Below are 26,982 nucleotides of genomic sequence, written 5' to 3' on the forward strand. Positions count from 1 at the left end.
GTAAACGAGAATGGCCGCCGCGAATGCGGCGGCCATTGGCCTCCTGCCCTACGCGACGATCAGCCGCCGAACTTGAAGTTCAGGCCTGCCATGTAGGTGCTGCCGGCGAACGAGTCGGTGTACACGTTCGGCGTGCCGTTGGCGAAGTCCGAGTAACCGCCGGTATTCCGGCCGGTGTGGGTCTTGCCGAGGTTGCGGCCTTCAAGGAAGAACTCGACGTTCTTGTTGAAGCGGTAGCCGATCTTGGCGTCCACGTAACGGGTATCCACACGGAACACCGGCGTACCCGGGAGGTAGGTCGGGAAGCGCACCGTGGTCATGCCGACCGCCGGATAGTTGTTGATCGAGGTGCCGTTGCAGCCGGAGGTGCACTCGAAGGTCGAGGCCTTCACCTGCAGGCCGACGCGCATCGACAGGGCGCCATCGTCGTACCATACCGACGCATTCCAGGAGTGGCGCGGCTCGCCCGCTACCGGCAGGATGTCGCCGGTGATCAGGTCGCGCATCGCCGCGCCGGTCAGGGTCGACTTGTTGCGGGTGTAGTTCGCGTCCACGCCGGTATAGCGCAGGTACCATGGCAGGACGGTGAAGCCGACTTTGGCCGACACTTCGAAGCCCTTGCGGGTGAACGGGATCTGGTTGGTCCAGCGGCGCTGGGTGAAGACCAGGTCGGCGAGCGGCTTGCCGGTCTGCGGATCGACCGCGTCGGAGCCGGCGAACGGTTTGACGTTGTCGACGGTTTCGATCAGGGTCGGCGCGCCGGTGATGCCTTCCTGCTTGTAGACCGCGCCTGCCAGCATGATGTCGCGGTTGGCATACCATTCCAGCGACAGGTTCTGGTTATGGTTGGTCAGCGGCTTGATCTCCGGGTTACCCATGATGTCGGTGCAGCGCATGGCGACTTCGCTGCCGTCGTCATCCAGCTCGGTCAGCTTGCGGCCGTCGTATTCGCAGGTGCCGTTCGGGATCAGGCGGCCGGCGACCGGGCGCGCGATGGTCTTGCCCCAGTTGTAGCGCAGGACCAGCTTTTCCGGAATCAGCCAGGTGTTCAGGTTGGCCGACGGCAGGTAATCGGTGGTACTCGCATTGATCGCGGTTTCCTTGCGGTACACGCGGGTGCTGATGCCGTTCGCGTTGTTGGGATCGAGCGGGTTGTAGGACGCGGTCGGGACAATCGAGCGGAAGGTCAGCTGGCCGCTGCCCACCACCTTGGTGCGCACGGCGCGCACGCCGACGTTACCGTCGAAGACGATCCCGAAGGGCAGCGCGCGCTGGGTGAACGGCAGGCGGTCGACCTCGAAGTTGGCCATCATGTAGCCGGCATCGACGGTTTCCATGATCGAGTTCTTCGGCTGGTCATACATCTTGCCGTCGCTGCCCACGCAGCTCTTGATGCAGTCGAGGTTGTAGTTCGGCACACCCAGCAGCGCATAGACCTTGTCGATGTCGAACTCGGTCCAGCCGTTGACCAGGCTGTCCGGACGGTCCTTGTCGCCCGCATAGAACTGCGCGGTCGGTTGCACCGTGTAGGCCTGGTTGAAGATCTGGCGGTACTGCTCCGGCGAGATGACGATCGCGCCCTGGCGCGCGGAGCGCGGGTCGGTGCTCGGGTTGTAGCCGTACTGGCAAGGCCTGCCGCCCGCAGCCAGCGATCCCGGCGTGTCTTCGCAGACCTGGAAGGTGGTGCGCAGGTTGTTGGTCGAGACGTAGACGCCCGGGATGTAGCCGGGAGTTCCAAAGGTGCCAACCGCGTCCTGCAGCGTCGGCCCGCCGGTCGACCAGGCATCGTAGCCGCTCTTGCGGCGGTTGTAGCCGACCTTGAGCGACGGGACGAAGGGGATGTACTCGTCGGTGGCGATGTCCACATCCAGCTTGGCCGTCTTCTCGTAGGACTCGTTGATGCGTGGATTCTGGAACGCCAGGGTGGTGGCGCCGTTCACGCGCGGCAGCTGGGCCGAGGTGTAGGCGGCGCTGCCCGGGGAGCTGAAACTCGGCGCGGACGCGGTGACCGGGGCCTGCGTGCCGAGGGTCAGCCAGTTGTTCGGGTTGCTCAGGTCCACCGAACCGGTCGGCGTGTAGTTCCAGATCCCGTTCGGCAGGATCGTGGCATTGGTCGGGCCGAGGTAGGCGCTCTGCCCCATGCGCTTCTCATAGCGGTAGAAGTCCGACTTGGAATCGCCGACCAGGAACTCGGCGCGCACGATGCCCTTCTTGAAGATGCCGCCGGCCTGGGTGTAGCTGGACTTGGTCCCGATCGTGATCGTGGTGTTGTCGACGCCGTAGACACCGTCCGCGAACTGGAAGCCGGTGAGGTGGTGCTTGCTGTCGACGACGACCGAGGCCGGGTTGACGTTCGAGACGGCGCCGTTCACGGCGCCGGTGCTGCGGTAGGTCAGTTCGTTCGGATACGCGTAGTAACCCGACGCCGGGTTCAGCACACGCGTGCCCCAGGCACCGTTGGGCAACTGGGTGGCCGAGATGATGTCGGAGGAGGCCGGGCCGCTGAAGCCGTTCGGGCCGCGCACGTTGCCCGGGTTGACGGCGACGCCGCCGTAGCCGAGGTTGGTGCTGTAGGAGGTGACTTCGCCCTTGCTGCGGCTATGCTTGGCATAAATGCTCAGCGCGTCGCTGACCTTGAAGTCGAGGCGGATGTCGCCGCTGGTGCGCTCGTCGTTCCAGCGGTTGACGAAGTAGCGGGTATTACTCGGAGTCCAGTCGTTCCACTGGCCCAGGCAGCTCAGCAGCGCCAGCTGGGTGATGTTCTGGGCATTGGTGCGGCCGTTGTTGGCGCTGTTGATCTGCGAAGCCACACTGGCCGGCAGCAGCGGGAATTTCTGGTAGCACTCGGCCTTGGTCTTGGCCGCGGCCGAACCTTCCAGCACGTCCTTCGGCGTCATGCTGACCCAGTTGCCCATCGCCGCGTTGCTGTACGGCGAAGTGTAGAAGGGTGTGGTCGAGGCCTCGTCGTTCAGGTTCAGGGTATCTGGACGCAGCGCAACCGTCTTCTCCGGCGAGTTGTCGAAGTCCATCAGGCGGACCTTGCCGACCTGGCCATTGGTGCCGCCCTGGTTGATCGAGTGGGCTTCCTGGTTAACCTTGCTCTTCGAGAGGTTGACCAGCACGCCCAGGCGGTCGTTCATGAACTTCTTGACGCCGATGAGGTTCAGGTTCGGGTTTTTCTTCTTGTTGAGCGAATTCTGCTGGCCGGCCACGCGGAAGGACAGGTAGTCCTTCTTGAAATCGAGGCCGTTGCGGGTCTGGATGCGCACGCCGCCGCCCAGCGAGCCTTCGGTCATGTCGGCGGTCGAGCCTTTGACCACGTCCACGCTCTTGATCAGGTCCGACGAGAGCTGGCGCATCTCGACCGCGCGTCCGCCCGAGGTGTCGGCGCCGGCCGTGATGCCGCCCAACATGTCGGCGCCGCCGGCCTGCTGCACGCCCATGCCGTCCAGTTCGACGCGGGTCAGTTCCGGACCATTGCCGCGGATCGACACGCTGATGCCCTCGCCGAATTCGCCGCGGTCGACGGCCACGCCGGCGATACGCGAAATCGCGTCGGCGACGTTACGGTCGGGGAAGGCGCCGACGTCTTCGGCGATGATCGAATCCTGCGCGGTGGCGGCGTTCTTCTTGCGCGCGATGGCGCTGCGCTGCGATTCGCGCGAGCCGACCACCAGCACTGTCTCGACCGCGCCTTCCGGCGCAGCGGCAGCTGCGGTCGACGATGCCTGCGACGTGGCAGCCTGCTGCGCGTAGGCGCCGCCTGCGACCAGCGAGGCCAATGCCATGGCCACGGCCTGGCTGATGCGTTTTACTGGGAAACCAGCTTGGGAATATGCTGCCATCTCTCCTCCATGTTGTCTGTCTTATATGCGCTTCAGGGTGAAAACCTGCTGCCCGGAAACGAGTAACGAGGTCGATTGTTATTGAATGAAATCAATACAACAACCACGATTAATGCAATTGCGGCAAACACTCATGGGCTTGAGCGGTTGCGTGCGGATGCGCCACACTCGTCGGTATGATGCTGCGGCGGCGTGAAAGCGACCGATGCCGTTTATGACATCGCAACAGCAAAATTGCTTATCGGTCGCGTGCGATTCAGGGATGCTCGTAGAATTCCGCTTCGACGATCGCCAGCGCGGAACGCGAGACGCGCTGGGCGCCGGTGTCGGTATTGGCCTGGTTCGCGACCTCGGTCAACTGGATGGCGCCCGCATCGTCGGCCTGTCCGTCCAGTGCGATGCGTACCTCGCTGCCGCGCTGCGGCTTGAGCGGCAGCGTGACGTAGCCCAGGCTCTTCGGCGTCACGCCGCGCCACACCTCGACGCCGTCGACATGGACGCGCAGCGGATAGCTGCGCTCGCGCCAGCCGGCCAGCTTGAGCGTGATTTCGCGCAGCAGCGCCGGGCGCGCCAGGCGGTAGCTGATCTCCGCCGCTTCTCCGGCCTTGCTGGTCCAGTTGGTGGTCTCGTCGTCGTCGAAGGAGTGCGCAGCCTGTCCCCCGTTGCTGGCCGCCGCGGCGGATGTCACCGGCACCGCGATGCGCGACACCGTGTACGAGGGTGTGGACGGCGTCGGGCCGCGGTCCAGGCGTAGCGGCGGCGGCGCCGGCAGCGCGGCCAGGCCGCCGCTGACCTTGACCGCCGTGGATGCGAAGCTCAGCTGCGCCGGCGCCAGGCCGTCGGCGCGGGCGCGCAGCACGATCCTGCCCGGCTGCGTGGTGCTGCGCACGAAGACGCGGTTGACGCCGCCCTCCACCGGCAGCGAGCGCGCCAGCACGTGGTTGCCTGGACCCTGGGCGATGCCACCGCGCCATTCGGCCGGGCCATCCAGCTCGAAGTGCACGGTGTCCAGCGCCACCGGATTGCGCCGGCCCTGGGCATCGACCGCCTCGACCTGCAGCAGCGCCAGGTCGGCGCCATCGGCACGCAGGCCGTGTGGCGACGGAATGCGGGTCAGACGCAGCGCCACCGGCTTTCCGGCCGTGACCAGGCTGGTCTCGCACACCTGCTTGCCTTTAGCGTCGTAGCCGACCGCCTTCAGCTCGCCCTCTTCCCAGGCCACCTGGTCGAAGCTGAACAGGAAGCGCTCGCTCTGGCGTGCGCTGCCGACCTCCTTGCCGTTGAGCGTGAGCTTCACCGTCTCGGCGCTCGAGATCACGTGCACCGGTTTTACCGTGCCCGGCGCATGATTCCAGTGGCCGACGATGTGGGCGCGCGGACGCTCGACGTCGACCCAGCCGTCCCACATCACCTGGTGCGCGTAGAAACCGTCCTTCGGGATGCGCATGGCGTCGACTTCGCCGCTGCGGCGGTAGTTCTCGGCGCCGCGGTGGTGGGTATTACTGTCGGAGAAAATGATGTTGACGCCGCCGCTCGACACGCGGGTGCCGGTGCCCGGCCGCTCGCGCCAGTAGTCGTACCAGCGGCGCACGGTCTCGATCGCGAAGCTGTCCTGGTTGTGGTTGTAGGACGGCGCCGGCTGCCCCTTGTGCGGCGGACCGTCGCCGTTCTTGTGGAAAGGTGGACTGAGTTCGTCCCAGAACTTGCGCGCGCCTTCGTCGCGGGCGTACTCCATCGCCCACATCGGCATGCGCGCGCTCTTATTGATATACAACATCTCGCCGCCGTACTCGGACACCTGCTGCAACGCAGTGCTCAGCATCTCGCGGCTACCGGCGGCGCGGCCGCCCTGCGGGTCGAAGCGGTCGCGCAGCGCCTTCATCTCCGCCATGTGCCCGGCGCTCACGCCCTTGTTGCCGGACTCGTAGAACAGGATGCTCGGGTTGTTGCGGAAGTAGACGATGGCGTCGCGCATGGCTTCCACCCGCTGGCCCCAGCGACGGCCGTCGACGTCCTTCTCGGAGTCGCCGGCCGGCATGGCCTGCATCAGGCCGATGCGGTCCAGGGATTCGACGTCCTGCTTCCAGGGCGCGGTATGCATCCAGCGGATCAGGTTGGCATTGCTCTCGAGGGCCAGGCCATTGCTGTAGTCGCTCAGCCAGCTGGGCACCGACAGGCCGATCGCCGGCCACTCGTTCGAGGTGCGCTGGGCATAGCCCTTCATCTGCAGCACGCGGTCGTTCAGCTTGATCACGCCCTTGCCGAATTCGGTCTTGCGGAAGCCGGTGCGGGTGCTGACGCGATCAAACGGCTTGCCGTCCACCTTGAGGGTGGTGACCACCTCGTACAGGTAGCCGTAGCCCCAGCTCCAGAAGTGCAGGCCTTCTACCCGCGCGCTGGCCTTGGCGACCGTGGTGGCGCCGGGGGCGAGGCTCTGCGCGGGAGCGGCGAAGCGCGCCACTGCCTTGCCGTCCTTGTCGCGCACTTCGACCTCGTAGGTAAAACTGCGCGCCCGCTTCGAATCGTTGCGCACCTCGGACTCGGCCGCGATGGTGGCGCTACGGCCCGGAATATCGAAGTCGCGCGCGTAGACGTAGACGCCAGTCGTGCCCAGGTTCGAGACCAGGGGCAGGGTCTGGTACAGCGGCTCGGTCACGTGCAGGCGCAGGTTCTTCGGCAGGCCGCCGTAGTTGGCATTGAAATTGCGGTCGGCCCACTGGTAGCGCTGGCCGGTGGCCTGCTCCTTGTAGTCCCAGCGGTTATCGGTGCGCACCGCCACCACGTTCTCGCCCTTCACCAGCGCTGTGCCGATCTCGAAACCGAAAGCCGTCACACCATTCTCGTGCAGGCCGATGCGGCGGCCGTTGACGAAGACCTCGGCGGCCTGGCGCGCGCCTTCGAACTCGAGGAAGACCTTCTGGCCCGGCTTCAGGTCCTTCAGCGTGAAGCGTTTCCTGTACCAGGCCACCCCTAGCGAATGGTCGACGATGTCCTTGGCGAATGCGTCGTCCTCGTTCCAGGCGCGCGGCAGCGTGACCGGCTTCCAGGCGTCGTCGTCGAAGGACGGCTGGGCGGCACCTGGAGGATCGCCGACCAGCAGCTTCCAGCCGGGATTGAAGTCGTACTGGGCACGCTCGGCCAGGGCCGGGGCGCTCGCCAGCAGGGCGGCGAGGCCGAATGCGTACAGGAACAACGGGGCGGATCGGAACATCGTGGGTCTCCATTGTTGGAATTTGCGCTAATATATTAGTAGATCAGCACATCGCTGCTGGTCCTCCTCGCTAATTACTCAAGATCGTGAGCGTTCAGGGACCCGTCATTGACACCCGTTCCGAATCAGCCGGTAATGGCGCTCCACGTTCCAACCAGTCCGACACCATCATGACCAAACCATTCAAACGCATCCTCTTCACCGGCGCCGGAGGCAACCTGGGCCGCCGCCTGCGCGAACGCCTGCAGGAATTCGCCGACATCGTGCGCCTGGCCGACGTGGCCCCGGGCGTCGCAAGCCTCGGCCCGGCCGGCCCGGGCGAGGAAATCGTGGAATGCGACCTGGCCGACCGCGAGCAGGTGATGCGCATGTGCGAAGGCGTGGACGCGATCCTGCACTTCGGCGGCGTGTCCACCGAAGTCGAATTCGCACCGATCATGCAGGCCAATATCCTCGGCATGGTCAACCTGTACGAAGCCGTGCACAAGCTGGGCATCCGGCGCGTGGTCTTCGCCAGCAGCAACCACACCATGGGCATGTACCAGACCAGCGAGCGCGTCGACGCCGCCATGCCGACCCGCGCCGACGGCTACTACGGCCTGTCCAAGGTATGGGGCGAGAACCTGTCGCGCTACTACTGGGACCGTTTCGGCATCGAGACCGTGTGCCTGCGCATCGGCTTCTGCTTCCCCGAGCCGGCGACCCACCGCCAGATGGTGACCTGGCTCAGCCTGGACGACATGGTGGAACTGCTGCGCCGCTCGCTGCTGACGCCGCGCGTCGGCCACACCATCAGCTTCGGCGTGTCGGACAACCCGGGCCGCTGGTGGGACGACCGCCATTCGCGCCACCTGGCCTTCCAGGCCAAGGACAGCTCGGCCCAGTTCCTCGGCAATCTGCCGCAAGAATTCGCGTATCCGCCGGCGGACGACCTCAGCACCTTCCTGCAGGGCGGCGCTTTTGTCACGGCCGGCCCCAAGTACCCGTCATGAGCCGCCTTGCCACCGGCCGCCGCGCGGCCGGCCTGATCGCGCTGGCCTTCATCACCCTCCCCGCCGGCGCCGAGGTCAGGCTGCCGGCCGTCCTGTCCGACCACATGGTGCTGCAGCGCGCCGCCAGGGTGCCGGTCTGGGGCTGGGCTGCGCCGGGCGAAGGGGTGTCGGTGCGCTTCGGGAACCAGGCGCGCAGCATGCAGGCCGGGCCGGATGGCCGCTGGCGCGTCGATCTCGACCTGGCCAGGGCCCCTCAGGCGCCAGGCGTGCTGGTGGTGAGCGGCGAAGGCAACCGGATCGTGGTGAACGACGTGCTGGTCGGCGAAGTCTGGCTGGCCTCGGGCCAGTCGAACATGGAAAAGCCGCTCGGCGACAAAAAGGGCCAGCGCCCGACCTTCGGCGCCGAAGAGCACATCGCCGCCGCCGACCATCCGGACATCCGCCTGTTCAAGGTGGCCAAGACCAAGGCCGAGCGGCCGGCGGACGACGTCCAGGGATCCTGGGTGATCACCTCCCCCGCCTCGATCGTGGCCAGCCAGTTCTCGGCCGCGGCCTACCATTTCGGGCGCCGCATCAAACAGGAACTGGGCACGCCGGTTGGCCTGATCGACGCCAGCTGGGGCGGCACGCGCATCGAATCGTGGACGCCGCCGGACCTGCTGGGGCCTGTGAATCTGCCCGCTGCGGTCAAGGACAGGCCGGCCTCGCTGTACAACGGCATGATCGCCGGCCTGGCGCCCTTCGCACTCAAGGGCGCGCTCTGGTACCAGGGCGAGTCGAACATCCTCCACACCGACGACGGCCCGGCCTACACGGCGAAGATGGAAGCGATGATCGCCGGCTGGCGCCGCGCCTTCGGGGCCGATCTTCCCTTCTACTACGTGCAGCTGGCGCCGCACCTGTATTCGGTGGTGCGCGCCGACCAGGTACAGCACGGTGCCGAGTCCTTGCCGCGCCTGCGCGAAGCCCAGGCTGACGCGCTAGGCATCCCTGGAACGGCGATGATCGTCACCACCGACCTGGCCGATGATTTACGCGACATCCACCCGCGCGACAAGCAGACGGTCGGGCTGCGCCTGGCCAACCTGGCGCTGGCCGGGACCTATGGCAGGCCCGGCATCGAGCCTTTCGGTCCGACCTATCGCGCGGTGCGTTTCTCGGATGGGCGTGCGGTCGTCAGCTTCGACCATGCGCAGGGGCTAAGCGCCCGCGACGGCAAGCCGCTGGATTGGTTCGAGATCGCTGGCAGCGACGGCAAGTTCCATCCAGCGAACGCGCGCATCGAGGGCGGTCAAGTCGTGGTGAGCAGCCCGAAGGTGGCGGATCCGAAGCTGGTGCGTTTCGGCTGGCATGAGGCGGCGACGCCGAACCTGGTCAACCGCGCCGGCCTGCCCGCGCTGCCCTTCCGGTCGGAATACCCGATTCCGTCCAACCAGTTGTCACGATGACGTAGGGTGGACGGCTATGCCGTCCGCGCGTTCAACTCAAGTACGCACTGTGGTCACGCGTGCTCTGGTTGAACGCGCGGACGGGGGACCCGTCCACCCTACGAGATCATCTTCAGCGCACCATGCAGGGCCGCTTGTTGTCGAACTTCCAGTTCGGGATCAGGAACTGCATGGCCGCCGCGTCGTCACGCGCGCCCAGGCCCATGTTCTTGTAGGCCTGGTGCGCAGCCTCCAGCGCATCGGCATCGAGCTCGATGCCCAGGCCCGGCCTGGCCGGTACCTTCACCTCGCCGCCTTCGATGCGCAGCGGCTCTTTCGTCAGGCGCTGGCCGTCCTGCCAGATCCAGTGGGTGTCGATGGCGGTGACTTTGCCCGGTGCGGCTGCGCCGACGTGGGTGAACATGGCCAGCGAGATGTCGAAGTGGTTGTTCGAGTGCGAACCCCAGGTCAGGCCGAACATTTCGCACAACTGGGCCACGCGCACCGAGCCCTGCATGGTCCAGAAGTGCGGGTCGGCCAGCGGGATGTCGACCGACTGCAGCTGGATCGAGTGCGCCATCTGGCGGAAATCGGTGGCGATCATGTTGGTGGCGGTCGGCAGGCCGGTGGCGCGGCGGAACTCGGCCATGACCTCGCGGCCGGAAAAACCGTTTTCGGCGCCGCAGGGATCTTCGGCATAGGCCAGCACGCCGTGCTTGTCGCGGCACAGGCGCACCGCTTCCGCCAGCGACCAGGCGCCGTTCGGGTCGAGCGTGACGCGCGCCTGCGGGAAGCGCTCGTGCAGGGCCACGGCGGCTTCCATCTCGGCGTCGCCCGCCAGCACCCCGCCCTTGAGCTTGAAGTCCTGGAAGCCGTAGCGTGCCTGGGCAGCTTCGGCCAGCGCAACCACCGCTTCCGGGCTCATCGCCTCTTCATTGCGCAGCCTGAACCAGGCGTCGTCCGCATCCTGCTCGCCGCGGTAGGCCAGGCTGGTCTTGCTGCGGTCGCCGATGTAGAACAGGTAGCCCAGCATCGGCACCGCGGCGCGCTGCTGGCCCTCGCCCAGCAGGGCGGCCACCGGCACGTTCATGAACTGGCCCAGCAGGTCGAGGAAGCTTGATTCGACCGCGGTGACCGCGTGAATCGTGGTGCGCAAATCGAAGGTCTGCAGGCCGCGTCCGCCGGCATCGCGATTGGCGAAGGTGGTGCGCATGGCGTTCAGCACCGCGTTATAGTCGCCCAGCGACTTGCCGATGATGAGGGGACGCGCATCCTCGAGGGTCTGGCGGATCGATTCGCCGCCCGGCACTTCGCCCAATCCGGTATTGCCGGCGCTGTCGGTGAGGACCACGATGTTGCGGGTGAACCAGGGGCCATGGGCGCCGCTCAGGTTCATGAGCATGCTGTCCTGGCCGGCGACGGGGACGACCCGCATCGCGGTGATGACGGGGGCGCCTGAGACGGGGGTGTTCATCGGTGACTCCAAAGGTATAGGAATGATTTATTGCTTGCTGCGGTAGTAGTCGGCCAGCACGCCGAAAGCCTGCTTGCGCACACCGGTCTCGGACAGGATGCCCTTGCGGTTCCAGCCGTTCTGGAACACCGGATGTTCGCGGCGCGGCGAGCGGAAGTCCTTCAGGATCCAGGGCGACATGCCGCGCAGGGTCGGGATCTGTTCGGCCATCGCCAGGGTCTGGCGGTAGTACTCGGCCTGGTACTCCTCGGTGAATTTCTTCATGCCGTCATTGCGGTAGCCTGCCAGCGCGTCGGCGCCGAACTCGGACAGGATCAGCGGGCGGTCGGCCGGCACCTTCCACTTCAGTTTCGCCACGGCGTCGAGCTTGTCGGGGCCGTACCAGCCGGCGTAGGTATTCACGGCCAGCACGTCGAGCTTGTCGGCCAGAGGATCGTCGATGGCCAGCGCGGCGCCGTCGTGCTTGACCAGCAGGGCCGCGCTCACCAGGCGGCTTGGGTCCAGCCGGCGCACGTTGTCCGCCATCGCCGCATGGAAGCGCGTGCGCGCGTCCGCCACCGGCGTCTCGTTACCGACGCTCCACATGATCACCGAGGCGCGGTTGCGGTCCCGGTAGATGGTCTCGGCCTGCATCGCCAGGGCCTTGCGCAGCACCGCCGGGTTGTCCCAGTCGACCGTCCAGTAGACCGGGATCTCGCTCCAGACCAGCAGGCCCATCTCGTCGGCCAGGCGCACCGTGGTTTCCGAATGCGGGTAATGCGACAGGCGCACGTAATTGGCGCCGAGGCCATGCTTGATCTCGTGCAGCAGCGCGCGCGAGCTTGACTCCGTCATGTTGCGCGCCGGGTTGGGGCCGAACTCTTCTTCGTGCAGCGAGATGCCGCGCAGCCAGACCGGCTTGCCGTTCAGGAGGATCTGGCTGCCCTTCACCTGAATGGTACGGAAGCCGACGCGGTCGCGTACCGTGTCGCCGGATGCGCTGAAGCGCACGTCGTACAGCATCGGCTTCTCGGGCGACCAGCGCTCCAGGCCTTTCGGCGCCGCCAGGTCGAACACGGCGCGGCCGCTGGCGTCGGTAATGGCACGGGCAGTGGCGAGCGCGCCGATCGCCACCGTCACCGTCTGGTTGGCGGCCTGCGGTCCCTGCAGGCGCACTTCGCCGGCGATGCGGCCGTCCGGACGCAGCGTGACCATGGCGTCGTCGATGAAGGTGGCCGGGGTCGTGATCAGGCGTACCGGGCGGGTGATGCCGCCGTACAGGTCCCAGTCGGTGATGAAGGTCGGGATCGACTGCGCGTCGTGAGTGGAGTCGACGCCGACCACCAGGCGGTTGTCGCCGGCGCGCAGCGCCCCCGTCACTTCCAGCACGAAGGGCGTGAAGCCGCCTTCGTGACGCCCCACTTCCTTGCCGTTCAGGTAGACGTAGGCGCGGTAGTTGACGGCCTCGAAGCGCAGGAAGGCGCGCTTGCCGGGAAGTGCCTGCGCATTGAATTTGCGCTGGAACCAGATCAGGCCATCGTAGTAGCGCAGCTCGGGGCTGGCGGCATTCCACGCGCCCGGCACGTTGACGATCGGTCCACGGTCGAGGTCGAACTCGAAGAAATCCACCCCACCCTTGGCTTCGACGGCGGCGACGTCGACGTCACGGTAGCGCTGCATGCGCGACTTCGCCACCCAGCCGTTGATGTCGGTGAGCCCGGTGCGGTACAGGTCCTTGGAATAGGTCCACTGCCCGGACAGGTCCTGGCTGTCGCGGGACAGTGCGCCGGTCAGGAGAAAGGCGGGCCGCAAGTCTTGCGCCATGGTCGGCAGGCTGGCGATGGCGCCGATGAATATCCAGAATGCTGCGACAAGTGTTTTCATGGGTTTCCGTGAGATTTGCTTGGATGCGGGAGCTGGACGGCACCAGTTCATCAGCAGCCTTGTCCAGATTGTACACTTCACTGATATATTAGTATACGCCTACAGTATAGGTGGCTTTGCGCTCGCAACGTGCTCACGTTCATGATTGGATGGCCTTCGATCATCCAGCTGATCGATTGGATGCGGTATATCGACCACCTCTCCTGCCTCCGCTAGTATCCGGACAGGAACTGATATATCAGCGTGCCATCCCGGTGGCGCGACGACCGACATCCCATGACAGGACCGGCGCACCGCCACGCGCAGCAGCCGGCCACGGAGACATCAATTGCACACCCCACCGCGCAGGCACTTCCTTCGCACGGCCTCGGCCCTTCCTTTCCTTGCATCTTTTCCTGGACTGGCCGGCGCGGTCACCGCAAATACCGGAGCCCGGCCTGCCCCCGTCTCCGGCACCGCCCTGCGCTGGCTGGACGGCAAGGCGCCTGCCCGCTTCGAAGGCTGCACCCTGGGCGTGCCCTGGCCGCGCGGCACCCTGCGCCTGCCTGCTAATAAGCGCCTCGACTTCAAGCTCGGTGCGAATGGCCCGGCCACGCAGTCCTGGCCGCTGGCGTACTGGCCGGACGGCTCGCTGAAGTGGACCGCCCACGCGGTCGCCGGCGGCGCCAACGCGGACGGCTACGACTTGCAGACCGGCGCGCCGGCGCGCGGCACGGTCGCGCTCAAGGAAAACGCGGACGGCGTGCTGATCACGGCCGGCGAACTGGCCTGGACCGTCCCGCGCAGCGGCGAGGTCCTGGTGCGCAGCGCCACGCGCGCCGGCCGGGTGACGATGCAGAACATGAAACTGGTGGCGCTGCGCCAGGACGGCCCGCAACTGGAAGCCACGGGCAGCGTGTCGCGCCAGCCCTTCACCAGCAAGATCACCAGATTGACGGTGGAGCAGACCGGCCCGGTGCGCGCCGTCGTCAAGCTCGACGGCATGCACAGCGATGGCAAGCGCGATTGGCTGCCCTTCTCGGTGCGCCTGTATTTCTACACGGGCTCCGACAGCGTGCGCATCGTGCATTCGTTTATCTTCGACGGCGATCCCGAGAAGGATTTCATCGCCGGCCTCGGCGTGACGGCCCAGGTCCCGATGACCGACCAGACCGTTGACCGCCACGTGCGCTTCTCGGGCGAAGGCGTCGGCGTGTGGGGCGAAGCGGTGCGGCCGGTGACCGGCCTGCGCCGCGATCCGGGCCAGGCCTACCGCGACGCCCAGGTGGCCGGCAAGGCGCTGCCGCCGCTGGCAGGCATGGCCAAGGCCGTGCAGGACGGACTGCAATGGATCCCCGAATGGGGCGACTTCTCGCTGGCGCAGCTGACGCCGGACGGCTTCGCGCTGCAGAAGCGCCTGCGCTCGGGCCGCGCCTGGATCGACGTGAACGCCGGCACCCGGACCAAGGGTCTGCTGTACGCGGGCGGCGCCTCCGGCGGCGTGGCGCTGGGCCTGAAGGATTTCTGGCAGCGCGCCCCGGTGGGACTGGACGTGCGCCGTGCCGCCACCGCGATGGCGGACGTCACGGCCTGGATGTGGTCGCCGATGGCGCCGGCCATGGACATGCGCTCCTACCGCGCCGAAGACGGCATGGACACCCACGAAAAGCAGATCGCCGGCCTGAACATCACCTACGAAGACTACGAGGCCGGCTGGGATTCGGCCATGGGCGTCGCGCGCACCTCGGAACTGCAGCTGTGGGTGCTGGGCGCGACCCCGTCGCACGAGGCGCTGTCCGCCATGGCCGAGCAGGTCGCCAACCCGGCGCGCCTGGTCCTGGGCCCGCAGCGCATCCACCAGTGCGGCGTGTTCGGCGACTGGGACCCGGTGGATGCCGGCACCCCCGCCCGCAAACTGATCGAAGACCGCCTGGCCCTGCAGCTGGACCAGTACCTGCGCGAGACCGAGCAGCACCGCTGGTACGGCTTCTGGTCCTACGGCGACGTGATGCACGCGTATGACACCGACCGCCACATGTGGCGCTACGACATCGGCGGCTACGCCTGGGACAATTCCGAGCTCTCGACCGATTTGTGGCTGTGGTACAGCTACCTGCGCACCGGGCGCGCCGACCTGTTCCGCTATGCCGAAGCGATGACGCGCCACACCGGCGAGGTCGACGTCTACCACCTGGGCCCCTTCAAGGGTTTCGGCACCCGCCACGGGGTACAGCACTGGTCGGATTCGTCGAAACAACCGCGCGTCTCGAACGCTGCCTACCGCCGCATCTATTACTTCCTGACCGCCGACGAGCGTGTTGGCGACCTGATGCGCGAACTGCTCGATTCGGACCAGGACCTGCACAAGGTGGACATCTCACGCAAACTGAAGACCGCCGGCGCGCGCCCGGATGCCTTCATCGGCGCCTCCTTCGGCACCGTCTGGGGCTCGCTGATCGCGGCCTGGCTGGCGGAATGGGAACGCAGCGGCGACACGCGCTGGCGCGACAAGATCGTCAACGGCATGCAGAGCATCGCCGCCCTCAAGTACCAGTGGTTCGCCGCCGGTGCGCCCTACGATCACCGCACCGGCCGCTTCCACGGCCCCGGCGACAAGGCTTCGTTCTCCAACCTGAACGGCGTGTTCGGCGTGGTCGAGATGAACTCCGAGCTCTTGAGCCTAGTGGACGTACCGGCCTATCGCAAGGCCTGGCTGCAGTACTGCCGCACCTACAATGCGCCGAAAGCGGACATCGAGGCCCTGCTGGGCCGCGATCCCGGCGGGCGCGGCATGAGTGACACGAATTCGCGTATGACGGCCTATGCGGCCTACCAGGAGCGCGACCGCGCGCTGTCGCTGCGCGCCTGGCGCGAGTTCTTCGCGTCCGACTGGCTGAAGAAGGACAGCCCGCGCCACACGGTGCGCCGCCTGGGCGGCCCCGCCCTGCTGCGCCCGATCGACGAGATGTCCGGCATCAGCACCAATGCATCGGCACAATGGGGACTGGCCGCGATCCAGCACATGGCGCTGGGCGCCGATACGCTGGACGAAGCGGCGCGTGCCGCCGGACTGGTGCGCTGAGCGGAAGCTGCGGGCAGCTCAGTTGAAGCGCCCTGCAGCCCCGCCCAGGCTGTAGCGGCCCGCGCCCAGGAAAATCAGTGCAATCGCGGTGCCCAGGTACATGCCCTGCAGCTCGAGGGCCCAGCCGCCGGTATCGGACATCGTGAAGAATTCGCCGCTATGCACCAGCAGCAGGGCCACCACCATGTTGATGGCGACCACAGCGGCGGCGGCGCGGGTGAACACGCCGACCAGGATCAGCAGCGGCGCCAGCACTTCGCCGACGTAGACCAGGTAGCCGAAGGCGCCCGGCAAGCCGGCCTTCTGCAGCATGCCTTCGATGAAGCCGATGCCGCCGCTGATCTTGGCCAGACCGTGGAACAGCAGCAGGACAGCGAGTACGACGCGGAGAATCAGCTTGCCCAGGTCGTCGTGGTTGGCGCGTTCGGATGTGGTTTGCATGGCTCCTCCATGGCAGGTTCGCTCCGAGCATAGCATTCCACGGCCGAGGCCGGTGCCCGGTAGGGCCGGTGCTTTCCCCGCTGTGCTAGCGGTGCACCAGCACGGGAATGGCGCTGTGGACCAGCACCTTCTGCGTTTCGCTGCCCAGCAACAACCCCTTCAAGCCCCTGCGTCCATGCGAGGCCATGATGATCAGGTCGCACAGGCGGTCGCGCGCGGTGGCGATGATGGCTTCGTGCGGGTTGTCCGACACCACTTGCACGCTGCTGCAGGGCACGCCGGCGTCACGCGCGAGCGCGACGGTCTCGTCCAGACGACGCTGCGCCGCCCGGCCGGCACTGTCCTCGTATTGCTGTCGGGTTTGTTCCAGCATGTCAGTATCGGCAGTGATGGCGTGGAAAGCGGGCGTGGCGGTCATGGCGACCACTTCCGCACCAGCATCCCTGGCAAAGTCGACGCCTGCGAGAACAGCGCGTTCGGAGGCCTCCGAACCATCGGTTGGCAATAGTATGCGCTTATACATATCCCCTCCAGAAGGTGACATGGCGCCGTTCTGCGGCACCGCAGATACCTATTAGAGTATAGGACAGCCCGAGTGTTCGCGCCAGGCGGCCGACTGACGTGATTCATGTGGACGGCAGTGCCGCCGCGTCAGTCCCTTCCCGGCGTCCAGTAGTCCGGATATTGCTCACGCAAGGCATCGAGTTCCGAGAGCGTGCCCGACAGGTGGCGCCGCAAGGCGGCTTCGGCCGCGGCGGCATCGCCGCGCCCGATCGCGTTGGCGATATCCGCATGGTCCTTCAAGATCGACTCGCTCTTGTTGTTGAGCGGCAGGTGCAGGCGCCGCAGGCGGTCCATGTTGCCGCTGCGGTGGCGCATCAGCCGCCACAGTTCCTCGACGTCGGCGGCAGTGTAGAGCTGGCGGTGGAAGGCGTGGTCGACGCGGTTGAAGGACTCGAGGTCGCGCCCCTTCAGTGCCGCCTTCTGCTGGAGCACCAGGCTCTGCAGCATCTGGCCGAGCGCGGCGTCCTTCTTCTGCGCCAGCGTGCGCACGACTTCGAGCTCTACCGCCAGCCGCAGGAAGTGGGCCTGGCGCGCCGACGCGATGCTGATGCCGCGCACCCGCGTCGCGTGCTGCGGGTAGATGTCGACCAGCCCTTCTTCTTCCAGGCGCATCAAGGCATCACGGATGGGGGTGACGGACAGGTCGAAATGTGCCGACAGTTCGTTGCGCGGCAGTACGGTTCCCGGCTTGAGCGTCAGGCTGACGATTTCCTCGCGCAGGTACTCGTAGACCTGGACTGCGGCGTGGCGCGACCGGTCGAGGGTGAACGGTCCGCTGAATACGATGGTTTCCATGTGGTGAAGCCTGAGGCTGACAATATGTATTTTTTAGAGTTCCCGGGCGGGACAGGCGCCTGCGATCAGCTTCATGAGCGTTTCCGGAGCGGGCAGCCTTACTCCATGCGAACTATCTAGAATGCACTAATACATTAGTTTAGCGCAGAACCATCCTTCATGAACCTCGTATTCATTGCCTTCGGCCTGATGCTGGCCAGCGGCGCCGTCCATGCCCAATCCTTCCCGCTCGACGCGGATGGAGGCCTTCCCGTCATCGTCACCGAGTCCCACCCCACCTTCCGGCTTGCCGGCGAGCTGCTGGGCCGCGACCTGCAGGGGCTGACGGGGCTGACGGCCACCCGCAGCAAGCACCTCGACGATTGCGGCGAGCGCTGCATCGTGATCGGCAGCGCCGCATCGCCGCTGGTAGCGCGGGCGGCACAGGCGATGGGCATCGACCTGGCGCTACTCGCCGGCCAGCAGGAACGCTACATCCGGGCCGCCGGCAAGCTGGGGAGCCGCAGCGTGCTCCTGATTGCCGGCGCCGACCGCCGCGGCGCCGTCTACGGGGTGGTGGACGCTACGCGCGAACTGGGCGTCTCCCCCTGGGAATGGTGGGCCGACGTCAAGCCGGCGCGCCGCAGCGGCCTGGTGCTGGACGGCGCCCGCCGCCTGTCGCCGGCGCCCTCGGTGGCCTGGCGCGGCATCTTCCTCAACGACGAGGACTGGGGCCTGCAGCCCTGGGCGGCGAAGACCCATGACCCGGTCAAGGACATCGGCCCTGCCACCTACGCGCGCGTGTTCGAACTGATGTGGCGCCTGAAGGCGAACCTGATCTGGCCGGCAATGCACGACTCGACCCGGGCCTTCTACACGCTGCCGGGTAATGCGCAGGCGGCGGACGACTACGCGATCGCGGTCGGCACCTCGCATGCGGAGCCGATGATGCGCAACAACGTCGATGAATGGAAGCCGTCCTTCGGCCCCTTCAACTACTTCAGCAACCGCGAGCGCATGCTCGGCTACTGGCAGGAGCGCATCGACCAGGTCAAGGGCTTCGAGAACGTCTACACCCTCGGCCTGCGCGGCAAGCACGATTCGGCCATGGAAGGCGCGACCAGCCCCGCGCACGCACGCGACACCGTGCAGGAAGTGATCAAGCTGCAGCGCGACATGCTCGCGCGCAGCCTGGGCAAGCCGGCGGCGCGCGTCCCCACCGTGTTCACGATGTACAAGGAGGTGCTGGACTACTACAACGACGGCCTCCAGGTCCCGGACGACGTGGCGCTGGTGTGGCCGGACGATAACTACGGCTACCTGCACCAGCTGGGCACCGCGAAAGAGCGCACCCGCCCCGGCGGAAACGGCATCTACTACCACATCTCCTACTGGGGCCGCCCGCACGACTACCTGTGGCTGGGCACGACCCATCCGGCCCTGGTGCGCGACCAGCTCGAGCGCGCATGGCAGACGGGGGCGCGGCGCCTGTGGGTAGTCAACGTGGGCGACATCAAACCCAACGAGTACCTGACCCAGTACTTCCTCGACGCCGCCTTCGATGCGGGCGTGCTGCGCCAGGACCCGGCCCGCCACCTGGCCGCCTGGGCCGGCCAGGCTTTCGGCGCCGCACATGGCGAGGAAATCGCCGCCATCCAGCAGGAGTATTACGCGCTGGCCTGGGAGCGTCGTCCGGAATTCATGGGCTGGAGCCAGACCGAGCCGACCCGGCCGGTGCGCGGCACCGACTATGTCCGTACCGGCGGCGAGGAAGCCGAACGGCGCCTGGCGCGCTACGCGGCCCTGGTGGCGCGCGCCGAGGCGCTCGAGCAGCGCCTGCCGGCCGGGCTGCGCGACGCTTACTTCCAGCTGGTGCTGTATCCGGTGCGCTCCAGTGCCAAGCTGAACACGCGCATCCTGAAGCTGGACCTGGCCGCCGAATACGCCCGGCAGCAGCGCCCCTCTTCCAACTTCCACGTCGGACAGGCCAAGGCGGCGCATACGGCGCTGGTGGCCGACACGGCGGCCTACAATGCGCTCGGCAAGGGCAAGTGGGCCCACTTCATGGACATGGCGCCGCGCCGCCTGCCGGTGTTCGCCGAGCCCGCGTATCCGTCCTGGAGCAAGGGGCAGCGGAGCGGCTGTGGCGTGGTCTACCCCACCCCGCATTCGGTGGAGGCTAATGCGCTGGTGCTGACCGCGGGACGCAAGGCCAGCCGCAGCATCACCCTGGTCAGCTACGACGGACAGGAAGTCGCCTGGTCGGTCGCCGCCGGCACGCAAGGCCTGCGTCCGCACCTGGAGCGCGGCAAGCTGGATGCCGCCAACGGCTACGAGCAGCGCATCACGCTCGACTACGACGGTTCGAGCAAGCCGCTTCTGTCGCTGGAATGCGGCGACAAGGCAGTGAAACTGAACCTGCAGGTGCAGGCGGCAGGCCAGGCCGTTCCGGGCGAACGCGAACGCATCGTCGTGCTGCCGGCCGGCAGCGCGGCGGCCGGCAGTGACTGGGAGCGGCAGCCCGGGCTCGGCACGTCGGGACAGGCCATGCGCGCCCGCCTCGACCTGCCCGCGCGCGACAGCGCGGCCCTCGCCAGGGCCACGCCGCTCGAATACCGCTTTCAGACCCGCAGCGAGGGTGGCGCCCTGCTCCGCTTCGTCGCCGTGCCGGTGCACGGGCTTAGCTCCGAACACCGGCTGCGCATCGCCGTCCAGCTCGACGACGGCCCGCTGCAGACCTTCGACTACACCACTTTCGGCCGCAGCGACGAATGGAAGCAGAACGTGTTGTCCAACATGGCGGTGCGCACCAGCACCCTCAGCCAGCTCAAGCCCGGCGTGCATACCTTGCGCGTGTATGCGCTCGACCCGGGCGTCGTGCTCGACCGCATCGACGTCGTGATGGACGGCGCCCCGCACTATTACGGCATGCCGCCGTCCGACTGATCCAGCCCCACTACACCATGAACAGCACGCGTTCTTCCTCGAGCCCCACCATCACCGCCATGCGCGTCATCCCCGTGGCGGGCCGCGACAGCATGCTGCTCAACCTGTGCGGCGCCCATGGCCCCTTCTTCATCCGCAACCTGGTGCTGCTGGAGGCCAGCGACGGCCGCACCGGCATGGGCGAAGTGCCGGGCGGCGACGGCATCCTGAAGGCGCTGCAGAACGCGGTGCCGCTGGTGGTGGGTACCGAGGTGGCCCGTTACCAGCGCACGCTGAATGCGATCCGCGCCAGCCACGGGGCACACACGGGAACCATGCAGCATCAGGTCAGCTCCGCCGCGGAAGCAGCGGTGCTGCGCCAGCCGCACGAGATCAACCTGCGCCTCGACAACGTCATCACGGCGGTGGAGGCGGCCCTGCTCGACCTGCTGGGCCAGCACCTGGGCGTGCCGGTTTGCGAACTGCTCGGCGCCGGCCAGCAGCGCGACCGGGTGCCGATGCTGGCCTACCTGTTCTACATCGGCGACAGCGGACGCACCGACATGGATTACCTGCCGCCGCGCGGCGGCGACGACTGGTACGGCATGCGCCTGCGCGAAGCGCTCACGCCGGAAGCCATCGCCGACCTGGCCGACGCGGCGGCCGAACGCTACGGCTTCCAGGACTTCAAGCTCAAGGGAGGCGTCATGTCGGCGCAGGACGAGCTGCTGGCCATCGCCGCCATCAAGCGGCGCCGGCCGGGCGCCCGCTGCACCGTCGATCCGAACGGCGCCTGGTCCCTTAGCGAGTCGATCGCGGTGGGCAAGGAGTACGGCCACCTGCTGGCCTATGCCGAGGACCCCTGCGGTCCGGAACAGGGCTATTCGGGCCGCGAGATCATGGCCGAATTCAAGCGAGCCACCGGCGTGCGCACGGCCACCAACATGGTCGCCACCGACTGGCGCCAAATGGGCCACTCGCATCTGCTCGGCGCGGTCGACATCCCGCTGGCCGACCCGCATTTCTGGACCATGCAAGGCTCGGTGCGTCTGGCGCAGCTGTGCCACGACTGGGGCCTGACCTGGGGCTCGCACTCGAACAACCACTTCGACGTCTCGCTGGCGATGTTCACCCATGCCGCGGCCGCCGCGCCCGGGACCATCACGGCGATCGACACCCATTGGATCTGGCAGGAAGGTGCCGAGCGCCTGACGCGCGAGCCGCTGCGGATCGTCGACGGCGCGGTGGCGGTGCCGGACCAGCCCGGCCTGGGCATCGAAGCGGACATGGCCCAGATCGAAGCGGCGCATGCCCTGTACCGGAAAGTGGCCCAGGGCGCGCGCGACGATGCGGTCGCGATGCGCTGCCTGGTGCCGGGATGGACCTACGATCCGAAGCGGCCGAGCTACGCGCGCTGAGCGCGGGCTAGCGCGACGGCTTCAGGATGGCGTCGGCCCTGGCGCGGTCCTGGGGCGACAGCTTGCCGGCGATCGCGGCGATGGCGGGACCGGCGCCCTCGAAGCCGCTGGCCTTGGCAAGGCTGAACCAGACATAGGCCATGCCCAGGTCCTTGTCGCCGCCTTCGCCATTGCTCAGCATGACCGCCAGGTTGAACATGGCCTCGGACTCGCCGCGCATGGCGGCCTGGTTGAACAGCTGGCGCGCGGTGGCGAGGTTCTTCGGCACCTGCTCGCCGGTGTAGAAATACGAGGCCAGCGCGCTCTGCGCCTCCGGCACCAGTTTCAAGGCTGCCTCCTTGTAGTACACGATCGCGCGCTCCTGGCTGACCGGCACTCCTTCGCCCAGGTCGTACATGCGGGCCATTGCATACAGGGAGCGCGCATGGCCCGCCTTGCCCGCCTGGGCGAACCAGGCGCCCGCCTGCTTGTGGTCCGGGGCCAGGCCCTCGCCACCGGTGTAATACAGTTTGGCCAGGTTGAACTGGGCCGGAACATAGCCCTCTTCCGCCGCTTGCTGGAAATAGTCACGCGCCTTCCTGGCGTCGCGCGGACCGCCGACGCCGGCCTGGGACGCCAGTCCCAGCGCGTTCAGCGCGGGCACGAAGCCGAAGTCGGCGGCCTTGCCGTACCACTTGCGGGCCGCGGCCGGGTCCTTCCGGACGCCGCCGATGCCATGCAGGTGGATCCTGGCCAGCAGCAGCGCCGCGTCGATCATGCCGTTGGAGGCTTCCGGCTCTTTCGGGTTGAAGCGCAGCCTGTCGCGGCGCACATCGAAGCGCTGGCCGGCAGCCTGGTCGAGCCAGTACAGGGCCTTGTCGGTACTGCGCGGCACGCCCAGGCCCTCGAGGCTCAGCTTGCCCAGCAGGAGGGCGGCTTCGGGATAGCCGATCTTGCTGTAGGCGATTTCGAGCTGGGCGGCCGCCTTGTCGTATTCCTTCGCATCGAGGTGGGCCAGCGCGTTGGCGAAGGACTTGTCCTTGCGGATGATGTGTTCGCGGCCCGAGGCGAACTTGCGGTCGCCGATGGCGCAGGGCCCGGCCGCCACGCTCGAGGCCGCGCCGGTAATGGACGAGGAATCGACCACGTTCGAGGCATCGCCGTAGGGCGCCTTGCTATTGAATTTCTGCAGGGTCGGCGACGGCATCGGCGTGCCGGTCTCGCTCATCTCGCCGGGCTCCTGGACTTGCTCGAGCTGCTCGAGGTAGGTGTCTTCATCGTCCTGGGCCGAAAAATAGGCGCTGTCCAGCGCACATTTCTGCGCCAGCGTCCCCTTGAGGACGCGCCGCTTGGCGGCGAAGACCTGCTTGCTTTCCCCCGTGGGCGTCTTGTTGCCGGTGATCTTGACGACCTGGCCGGCGGCTTGCGGCTCGGGGGCGGCGGCCGGGGTTTGGGCGGCGGCGGAGGACAGGGTGAACAGGATGGCGATGCCGACGCTCGGTTTCAACACGGGGAGATCCTTGCTCTAGAGAGGTGTGGTAGCAAGTGTGCCGTTACTGATAATAAACTTCCATCGATTTTGGATGGGAATGAAAACTGATCAGCAGGATGAGCGGTTTGCAGAAATGAAAAGGGCTCCCGATTGGGAGCCCTTCATTTACTGGCGGAGAGGGTGGGATTCGAACCCACGGTACGGTCACCCGTACGCCTGATTTCGAGTCAGGTACATTCGACCACTCTGCCACCTCTCCTAAATCGGTGCTGCGTGGTCGCGTAAGCGAGGCCGCATTATAGCGGCTGTCTGGCGTTTGTGGAAGGTGAAAGTGTCGCATTCATATGCTCTTCACGGCCGATGTGAAAGAAAATTTCACGACGACACACTTCATGAAAGAATATTACATTCCGCGCCGTCGGTCTTTTGCATTACTATCAATCCATCAAATTCATCAAAACGGAGTCCCGATGAGCACGTCAGGCGAGTTCGATTACGAAGCCGCACTGGCCGGCTGCGCCCGCGGCGAGCAGGCCGCGCTGCGCCGCATCTATGACCGCGACGGCGGCCGCCTGCTGGGCCTTGCGCTGCGCATCGTCCGCCATCGCCAGATCGCCGAGGACGTCCTGCACGACGCCTTCCTCAACATCTGGACCCGTGCCGCCAGCTTCGACCCCGCGCGAGGCGCCGGGCGCGGCTGGATCTACAGCGTGGTGCGCAACCAGGCGCTCAGCCTGGTTCGCAGCGGCGAGCGTGAAGTCGCCGTCGACGACGCGGTCCTCGACAATCTCGGTGCCGCCGCCGCCCAGACCATGGGCATGGACGACACGATCGCCCTGCGCCAGGATCTCGGGCGCCTGCACGACTGCCTGGTCGGACTCGACGCCGCCAAGCGCAGCAGCATCCTGTACGCCTACATCGACGGCTGCTCGCACAGCGAGATCGCCGAACGCCTGCAGTCGCCGCTCGGCACCGTGAAGGCCTGGATCAAGCGCGGCCTGAGCGCCTTACGGGAGTGCATGGGATGACGGCCGAACCGAAGCGTGACCCCGAAGCGTTGGCCGGCGAATACGTGCTCGGCACCCTGCCCTACGCCGAGCGGCGCGAAGTGGAAAGCGCCGTGCCGCAGGACCCGGTGCTGCGCGCGGCTGTCGCCGCATGGGAAGCGCGGCTGTTGCCGCTGACCGAACTCGTCGAACCTTCAGCGCCATCGCCGCGCCTGTGGCCGCGGATCGAGGCCTCGCTGGCGGCGCAGGCCAGACCCGCGGCTCCGCGGGCGGGCTGGTGGAACCGGCTCGCGCTGTGGCGCGGCCTGGCCGCCGCCGGCTTCGCGGCCGCCGTGGCCATGGCCGTCGTCACCCTGCAACCCGAGGCACCGGCGCCGCGCTACATGGTGGTGCTGGCCGCGCCGCAGAACATGTCGCCCGGCTGGGTGCTGCAGTCCGCCCGGGACGGCAGGCTGCGCCTGGTCCCCTTGCGCGCCACCGAGGTGCCGGCGGCGCGTTCGCTGCAGTTGTGGACCAAGGCGGATGGCTGGGACAGGCCGGTGTCGCTCGGCCTGGTCGAACCGGGCAAGGCGGTCGACGTGCCGCTGCGCGACCTGCCGCCGCTGCAGCCGAACCAGCTGTTCGAGATCACCCTCGAACCACCGGCCGGCTCGCCGATCGGACGCCCGACCGGCCCGATCCTCTTTATCGGACGGGCCGTCAGGATCTGAGCTTTAGGCTGTTCGTGGTGGGTTGGATGAGTTACCGATAGGTCCGCAAGTCCGCGGCTGCTCACGAAGCGAACGGGGGCCCCGTTGAGGGGCCCCCGTTCGCGGAGGGTGGGATTCGCCCACGTGCCGCGGGCCGCCCTCGCGCGAGTACGCGCGAGGCTTCGAATCCCACGCGCAAGGCCCTCAGGGCCTTGCTCCTCTCCGCCAGTAAATAAAAAGGGCCCCACCGGGGCCCTTTTTATTTACTGGCGGAGAGGGTGGGATTCGAACCCACGGTACGGTCACCCGTACGCCTGATTTCGAGTCAGGTACATTCGACCACTCTGCCACCTCTCCTAAATCGGTGTTGCGGTCGCTGCAAGAGACACGCATTATAGCCACGCGCTTGCAAAAACGGAAGAGCAAATTCTTACGATAAGCAAAAATTTGCTCTAGCAGAAATTACGCAGCCAGGCGCTCCAGCCCGCCCATGTACGGACGCAGCACCTCCGGAATCACGACCGATCCATCCGCCTGCTGATAGTTCTCCAGCACCGCCACCAGGGTGCGGCCCACTGCCAGGCCGGAGCCGTTCAGGGTGTGCAGCAGTTCCGGCTTGCCGGCGGCATTGCGGAAGCGGGCCTGCATGCGGCGCGCCTGGAAGGCTTCGCAGTTCGACAGCGAGGAGATCTCGCGGTAGGTGTTCTGCGCCGGCAGCCACACTTCGAGGTCGTAGGTCTTGGCGGCCGAGAAGCCCATGTCGCCGGTGCACAGCAGCATCACGCGGTACGGCAGACCCAGCGAGGTCAGGATGAACTCGGCCTGGCCGACCATCTCTTCCAGCGCCGCGTACGAGGCTTCCGGGTGCACGACCTGCACCATCTCGACCTTGTCGAACTGGTGCTGGCGGATCATGCCGCGGGTGTCGCGGCCGTAGCTGCCGGCTTCCGAGCGGAAGCACGGAGTGTGCGCGGTCATCTTCAGCGGCAGCTGGTCGAGTGCTACGATCTCGTCGCGCACCACGTTGGTCAGCGAGACTTCCGAAGTCGGGATCAGGTAGAAGTTCTCGCCCTCGCCTTCCGCGCCGCCCTTTTTCACCGAGAACAGGTCGGCTTCGAATTTCGGCAGCTGGCCGGTGCCGCGCAGCGAATCGGCGTTGACCATGTACGGGGTGTAGCACTCGGTATAGCCGTGCTGGCCGGTGTGGGTGTCGAGCATGTACTGGGCCAGCGCGCGGTGCAGGCGCGCCATGCCGCCCTTCATCATCGAGAAGCGCGAACCGGTCAGCTTGGTGGCGGTGTCGAAGTCCAGGCCCAGCTTTTCGCCGATGTCGACGTGGTCCTTCACCTCGAAATCGAAGCTGCGCGGCGTGCCCACCTTGCGCACTTCGACGTTGCCCGATTCATCGAGGCCCTGCGGCGCGCTCTCGTGCGGCAGGTTCGGCAGTGCTTCCATGAAGCGCGCCAGCCTGGCCTGCACTTCGCTCAGGGCGACTTCATTGGCCTTCAGCTCGTCGCCCAGGCCGGCCACGTCCGCCATCACGGCCGTGGTGTCTTCGCCCTTGCCCTTCATCATGCCGATCTGCTTGGACAGCGAATTGCGCTTGCCCTGCAGTTCCTCGGTGCGCGTCTGGATCGCTTTGCGTTCCGCTTCGAGGGCGTTGAAGCCGGCCACGTCGAGCTGGAACTTGCGGGTCGCCAGGCGCGCGGCGACGGTATCGATGTCTTTGCGGAGAAGTTGGATGTCAATCATGTCGGGTTGGGCTTGCGTATGTCGAAAACACAATTGTACCAAGCCGACCGCGGTTTTCCCCTGCTTTT

The 26,982-nt window shown here is 66.8% G+C and carries 16 protein-coding genes and 2 tRNA genes; 7 read left to right on the forward strand and 11 right to left on the reverse strand.

Features of this window, described 5'->3' with window-relative positions:
• Positions 1 to 59 precede the first annotated feature (59 nt).
• Complete coding sequence (locus ACSQ25_RS15910; protein ID WP_436106645.1) at positions 60 to 3,845, reverse strand: TonB-dependent receptor; 3,786 nt, start codon at positions 3,843 to 3,845, stop codon at positions 60 to 62.
• A 256-nt stretch (positions 3,846 to 4,101) separates the two neighbouring features.
• On the reverse strand, positions 4,102 to 7,056 hold the full coding sequence (locus ACSQ25_RS15915; RefSeq protein ID WP_436106646.1) for a glycoside hydrolase family 2 protein: 2,955 nt from the start codon (positions 7,054 to 7,056) through the stop codon (positions 4,102 to 4,104).
• 170 nt (positions 7,057 to 7,226) lie between these two features.
• Between ACSQ25_RS15915 and ACSQ25_RS15920 the strand changes: the two genes are divergently transcribed.
• Positions 7,227 to 8,048, forward strand: a complete 822-nt coding sequence (locus ACSQ25_RS15920; RefSeq protein WP_436106647.1) for an NAD-dependent epimerase/dehydratase family protein — start codon at positions 7,227 to 7,229, stop codon at positions 8,046 to 8,048.
• Positions 8,045 to 9,496, forward strand: coding sequence for a sialate O-acetylesterase (locus tag ACSQ25_RS15925; RefSeq protein ID WP_436106648.1), 1,452 nt, complete (start codon positions 8,045 to 8,047; stop codon positions 9,494 to 9,496). The genes ACSQ25_RS15920 and ACSQ25_RS15925 overlap by 4 nt, the downstream gene beginning before the upstream one ends.
• A 112-nt stretch (positions 9,497 to 9,608) precedes the next feature.
• Here ACSQ25_RS15925 and gudD read toward each other — a convergent pair whose 3' ends face one another.
• Positions 9,609 to 10,949, reverse strand: coding sequence for a glucarate dehydratase (gene gudD, locus ACSQ25_RS15930; protein ID WP_436106649.1), 1,341 nt, complete (start codon positions 10,947 to 10,949; stop codon positions 9,609 to 9,611).
• Positions 10,950 to 10,976: 27 nt separating this feature from the next.
• Positions 10,977 to 12,812: a glycoside hydrolase family 2 protein gene (locus ACSQ25_RS15935; RefSeq protein WP_436106650.1), complete on the reverse strand. Its 1,836-nt coding sequence runs from the start codon at positions 12,810 to 12,812 to the stop codon at positions 10,977 to 10,979.
• Between the two features lie 328 nt (positions 12,813 to 13,140).
• Here ACSQ25_RS15935 and ACSQ25_RS15940 point away from each other — a divergent pair, with 328 nt between their 5' ends.
• Positions 13,141 to 15,873 carry a Tat pathway signal sequence domain protein gene (locus ACSQ25_RS15940; RefSeq protein ID WP_436106651.1) on the forward strand — a complete coding sequence of 911 codons (2,733 nt, stop codon included), beginning with the start codon at positions 13,141 to 13,143 and terminating at the stop codon, positions 15,871 to 15,873.
• Positions 15,874 to 15,891: 18 nt separating this feature from the next.
• Here ACSQ25_RS15940 and ACSQ25_RS15945 read toward each other — a convergent pair whose 3' ends face one another.
• The 3 genes from ACSQ25_RS15945 to ACSQ25_RS15955 form a co-directional block, all read right to left on the reverse strand.
• Positions 15,892 to 16,314, reverse strand: coding sequence for a DoxX family protein (locus ACSQ25_RS15945; RefSeq protein WP_436106652.1), 423 nt, complete (start codon positions 16,312 to 16,314; stop codon positions 15,892 to 15,894).
• A gap of 85 nt (positions 16,315 to 16,399) precedes the next feature.
• Entirely contained in the window at positions 16,400 to 16,837 is a 438-nt protein-coding gene (locus ACSQ25_RS15950) for a universal stress protein (protein ID WP_436106653.1), read from the reverse strand.
• 128 nt (positions 16,838 to 16,965) lie between these two features.
• On the reverse strand, positions 16,966 to 17,673 hold the full coding sequence (locus ACSQ25_RS15955; protein WP_436106654.1) for a GntR family transcriptional regulator: 708 nt from the start codon (positions 17,671 to 17,673) through the stop codon (positions 16,966 to 16,968).
• Positions 17,674 to 17,832: 159 nt separating this feature from the next.
• Between ACSQ25_RS15955 and ACSQ25_RS15960 the strand changes: the two genes are divergently transcribed.
• Complete coding sequence (locus tag ACSQ25_RS15960) at positions 17,833 to 20,598, forward strand: glycosyl hydrolase 115 family protein (RefSeq protein WP_436106655.1); 2,766 nt, start codon at positions 17,833 to 17,835, stop codon at positions 20,596 to 20,598.
• Positions 20,599 to 20,615: 17 nt separating this feature from the next.
• Positions 20,616 to 21,995: an enolase C-terminal domain-like protein gene (locus tag ACSQ25_RS15965; protein ID WP_436106656.1), complete on the forward strand. Its 1,380-nt coding sequence runs from the start codon at positions 20,616 to 20,618 to the stop codon at positions 21,993 to 21,995.
• Between the two features lie 7 nt (positions 21,996 to 22,002).
• Here the strand turns inward: ACSQ25_RS15965 and ACSQ25_RS15970 are convergent, their stop codons facing one another.
• Together ACSQ25_RS15970 and ACSQ25_RS15975 are read right to left on the reverse strand one after the other, a co-directional pair.
• Positions 22,003 to 23,484, reverse strand: coding sequence for an SEL1-like repeat protein (locus ACSQ25_RS15970; protein ID WP_436106657.1), 1,482 nt, complete (start codon positions 23,482 to 23,484; stop codon positions 22,003 to 22,005).
• A 151-nt stretch (positions 23,485 to 23,635) separates the two neighbouring features.
• Positions 23,636 to 23,725: transfer RNA gene (locus ACSQ25_RS15975), tRNA-Ser, on the reverse strand.
• 211 nt (positions 23,726 to 23,936) lie between these two features.
• Here ACSQ25_RS15975 and ACSQ25_RS15980 point away from each other — a divergent pair.
• Entirely contained in the window at positions 23,937 to 24,494 is a 558-nt protein-coding gene (locus ACSQ25_RS15980; protein ID WP_436106658.1) for a sigma-70 family RNA polymerase sigma factor, read from the forward strand.
• Entirely contained in the window at positions 24,491 to 25,183 is a 693-nt protein-coding gene (locus tag ACSQ25_RS15985) for an anti-sigma factor (protein ID WP_436106659.1), read from the forward strand. The genes ACSQ25_RS15980 and ACSQ25_RS15985 overlap by 4 nt, the downstream gene beginning before the upstream one ends.
• 246 nt (positions 25,184 to 25,429) lie before the next feature.
• On the opposite strand, the gene ACSQ25_RS15990 is transcribed toward ACSQ25_RS15985, so the two are convergent.
• Positions 25,430 to 25,519 (reverse strand) — tRNA-Ser (locus ACSQ25_RS15990).
• A 105-nt stretch (positions 25,520 to 25,624) separates the two neighbouring features.
• Positions 25,625 to 26,914: a serine--tRNA ligase gene (gene serS, locus ACSQ25_RS15995; RefSeq protein ID WP_436106660.1), complete on the reverse strand. Its 1,290-nt coding sequence runs from the start codon at positions 26,912 to 26,914 to the stop codon at positions 25,625 to 25,627.
• Positions 26,915 to 26,982 lie beyond the last annotated feature (68 nt).

The sequence above is a fragment of the Massilia sp. LjRoot122 genome (assembly GCF_964252725.1).
In the GTDB taxonomy this organism is placed as follows: Bacteria; Pseudomonadota; Gammaproteobacteria; order Burkholderiales; family Burkholderiaceae_D; genus Telluria.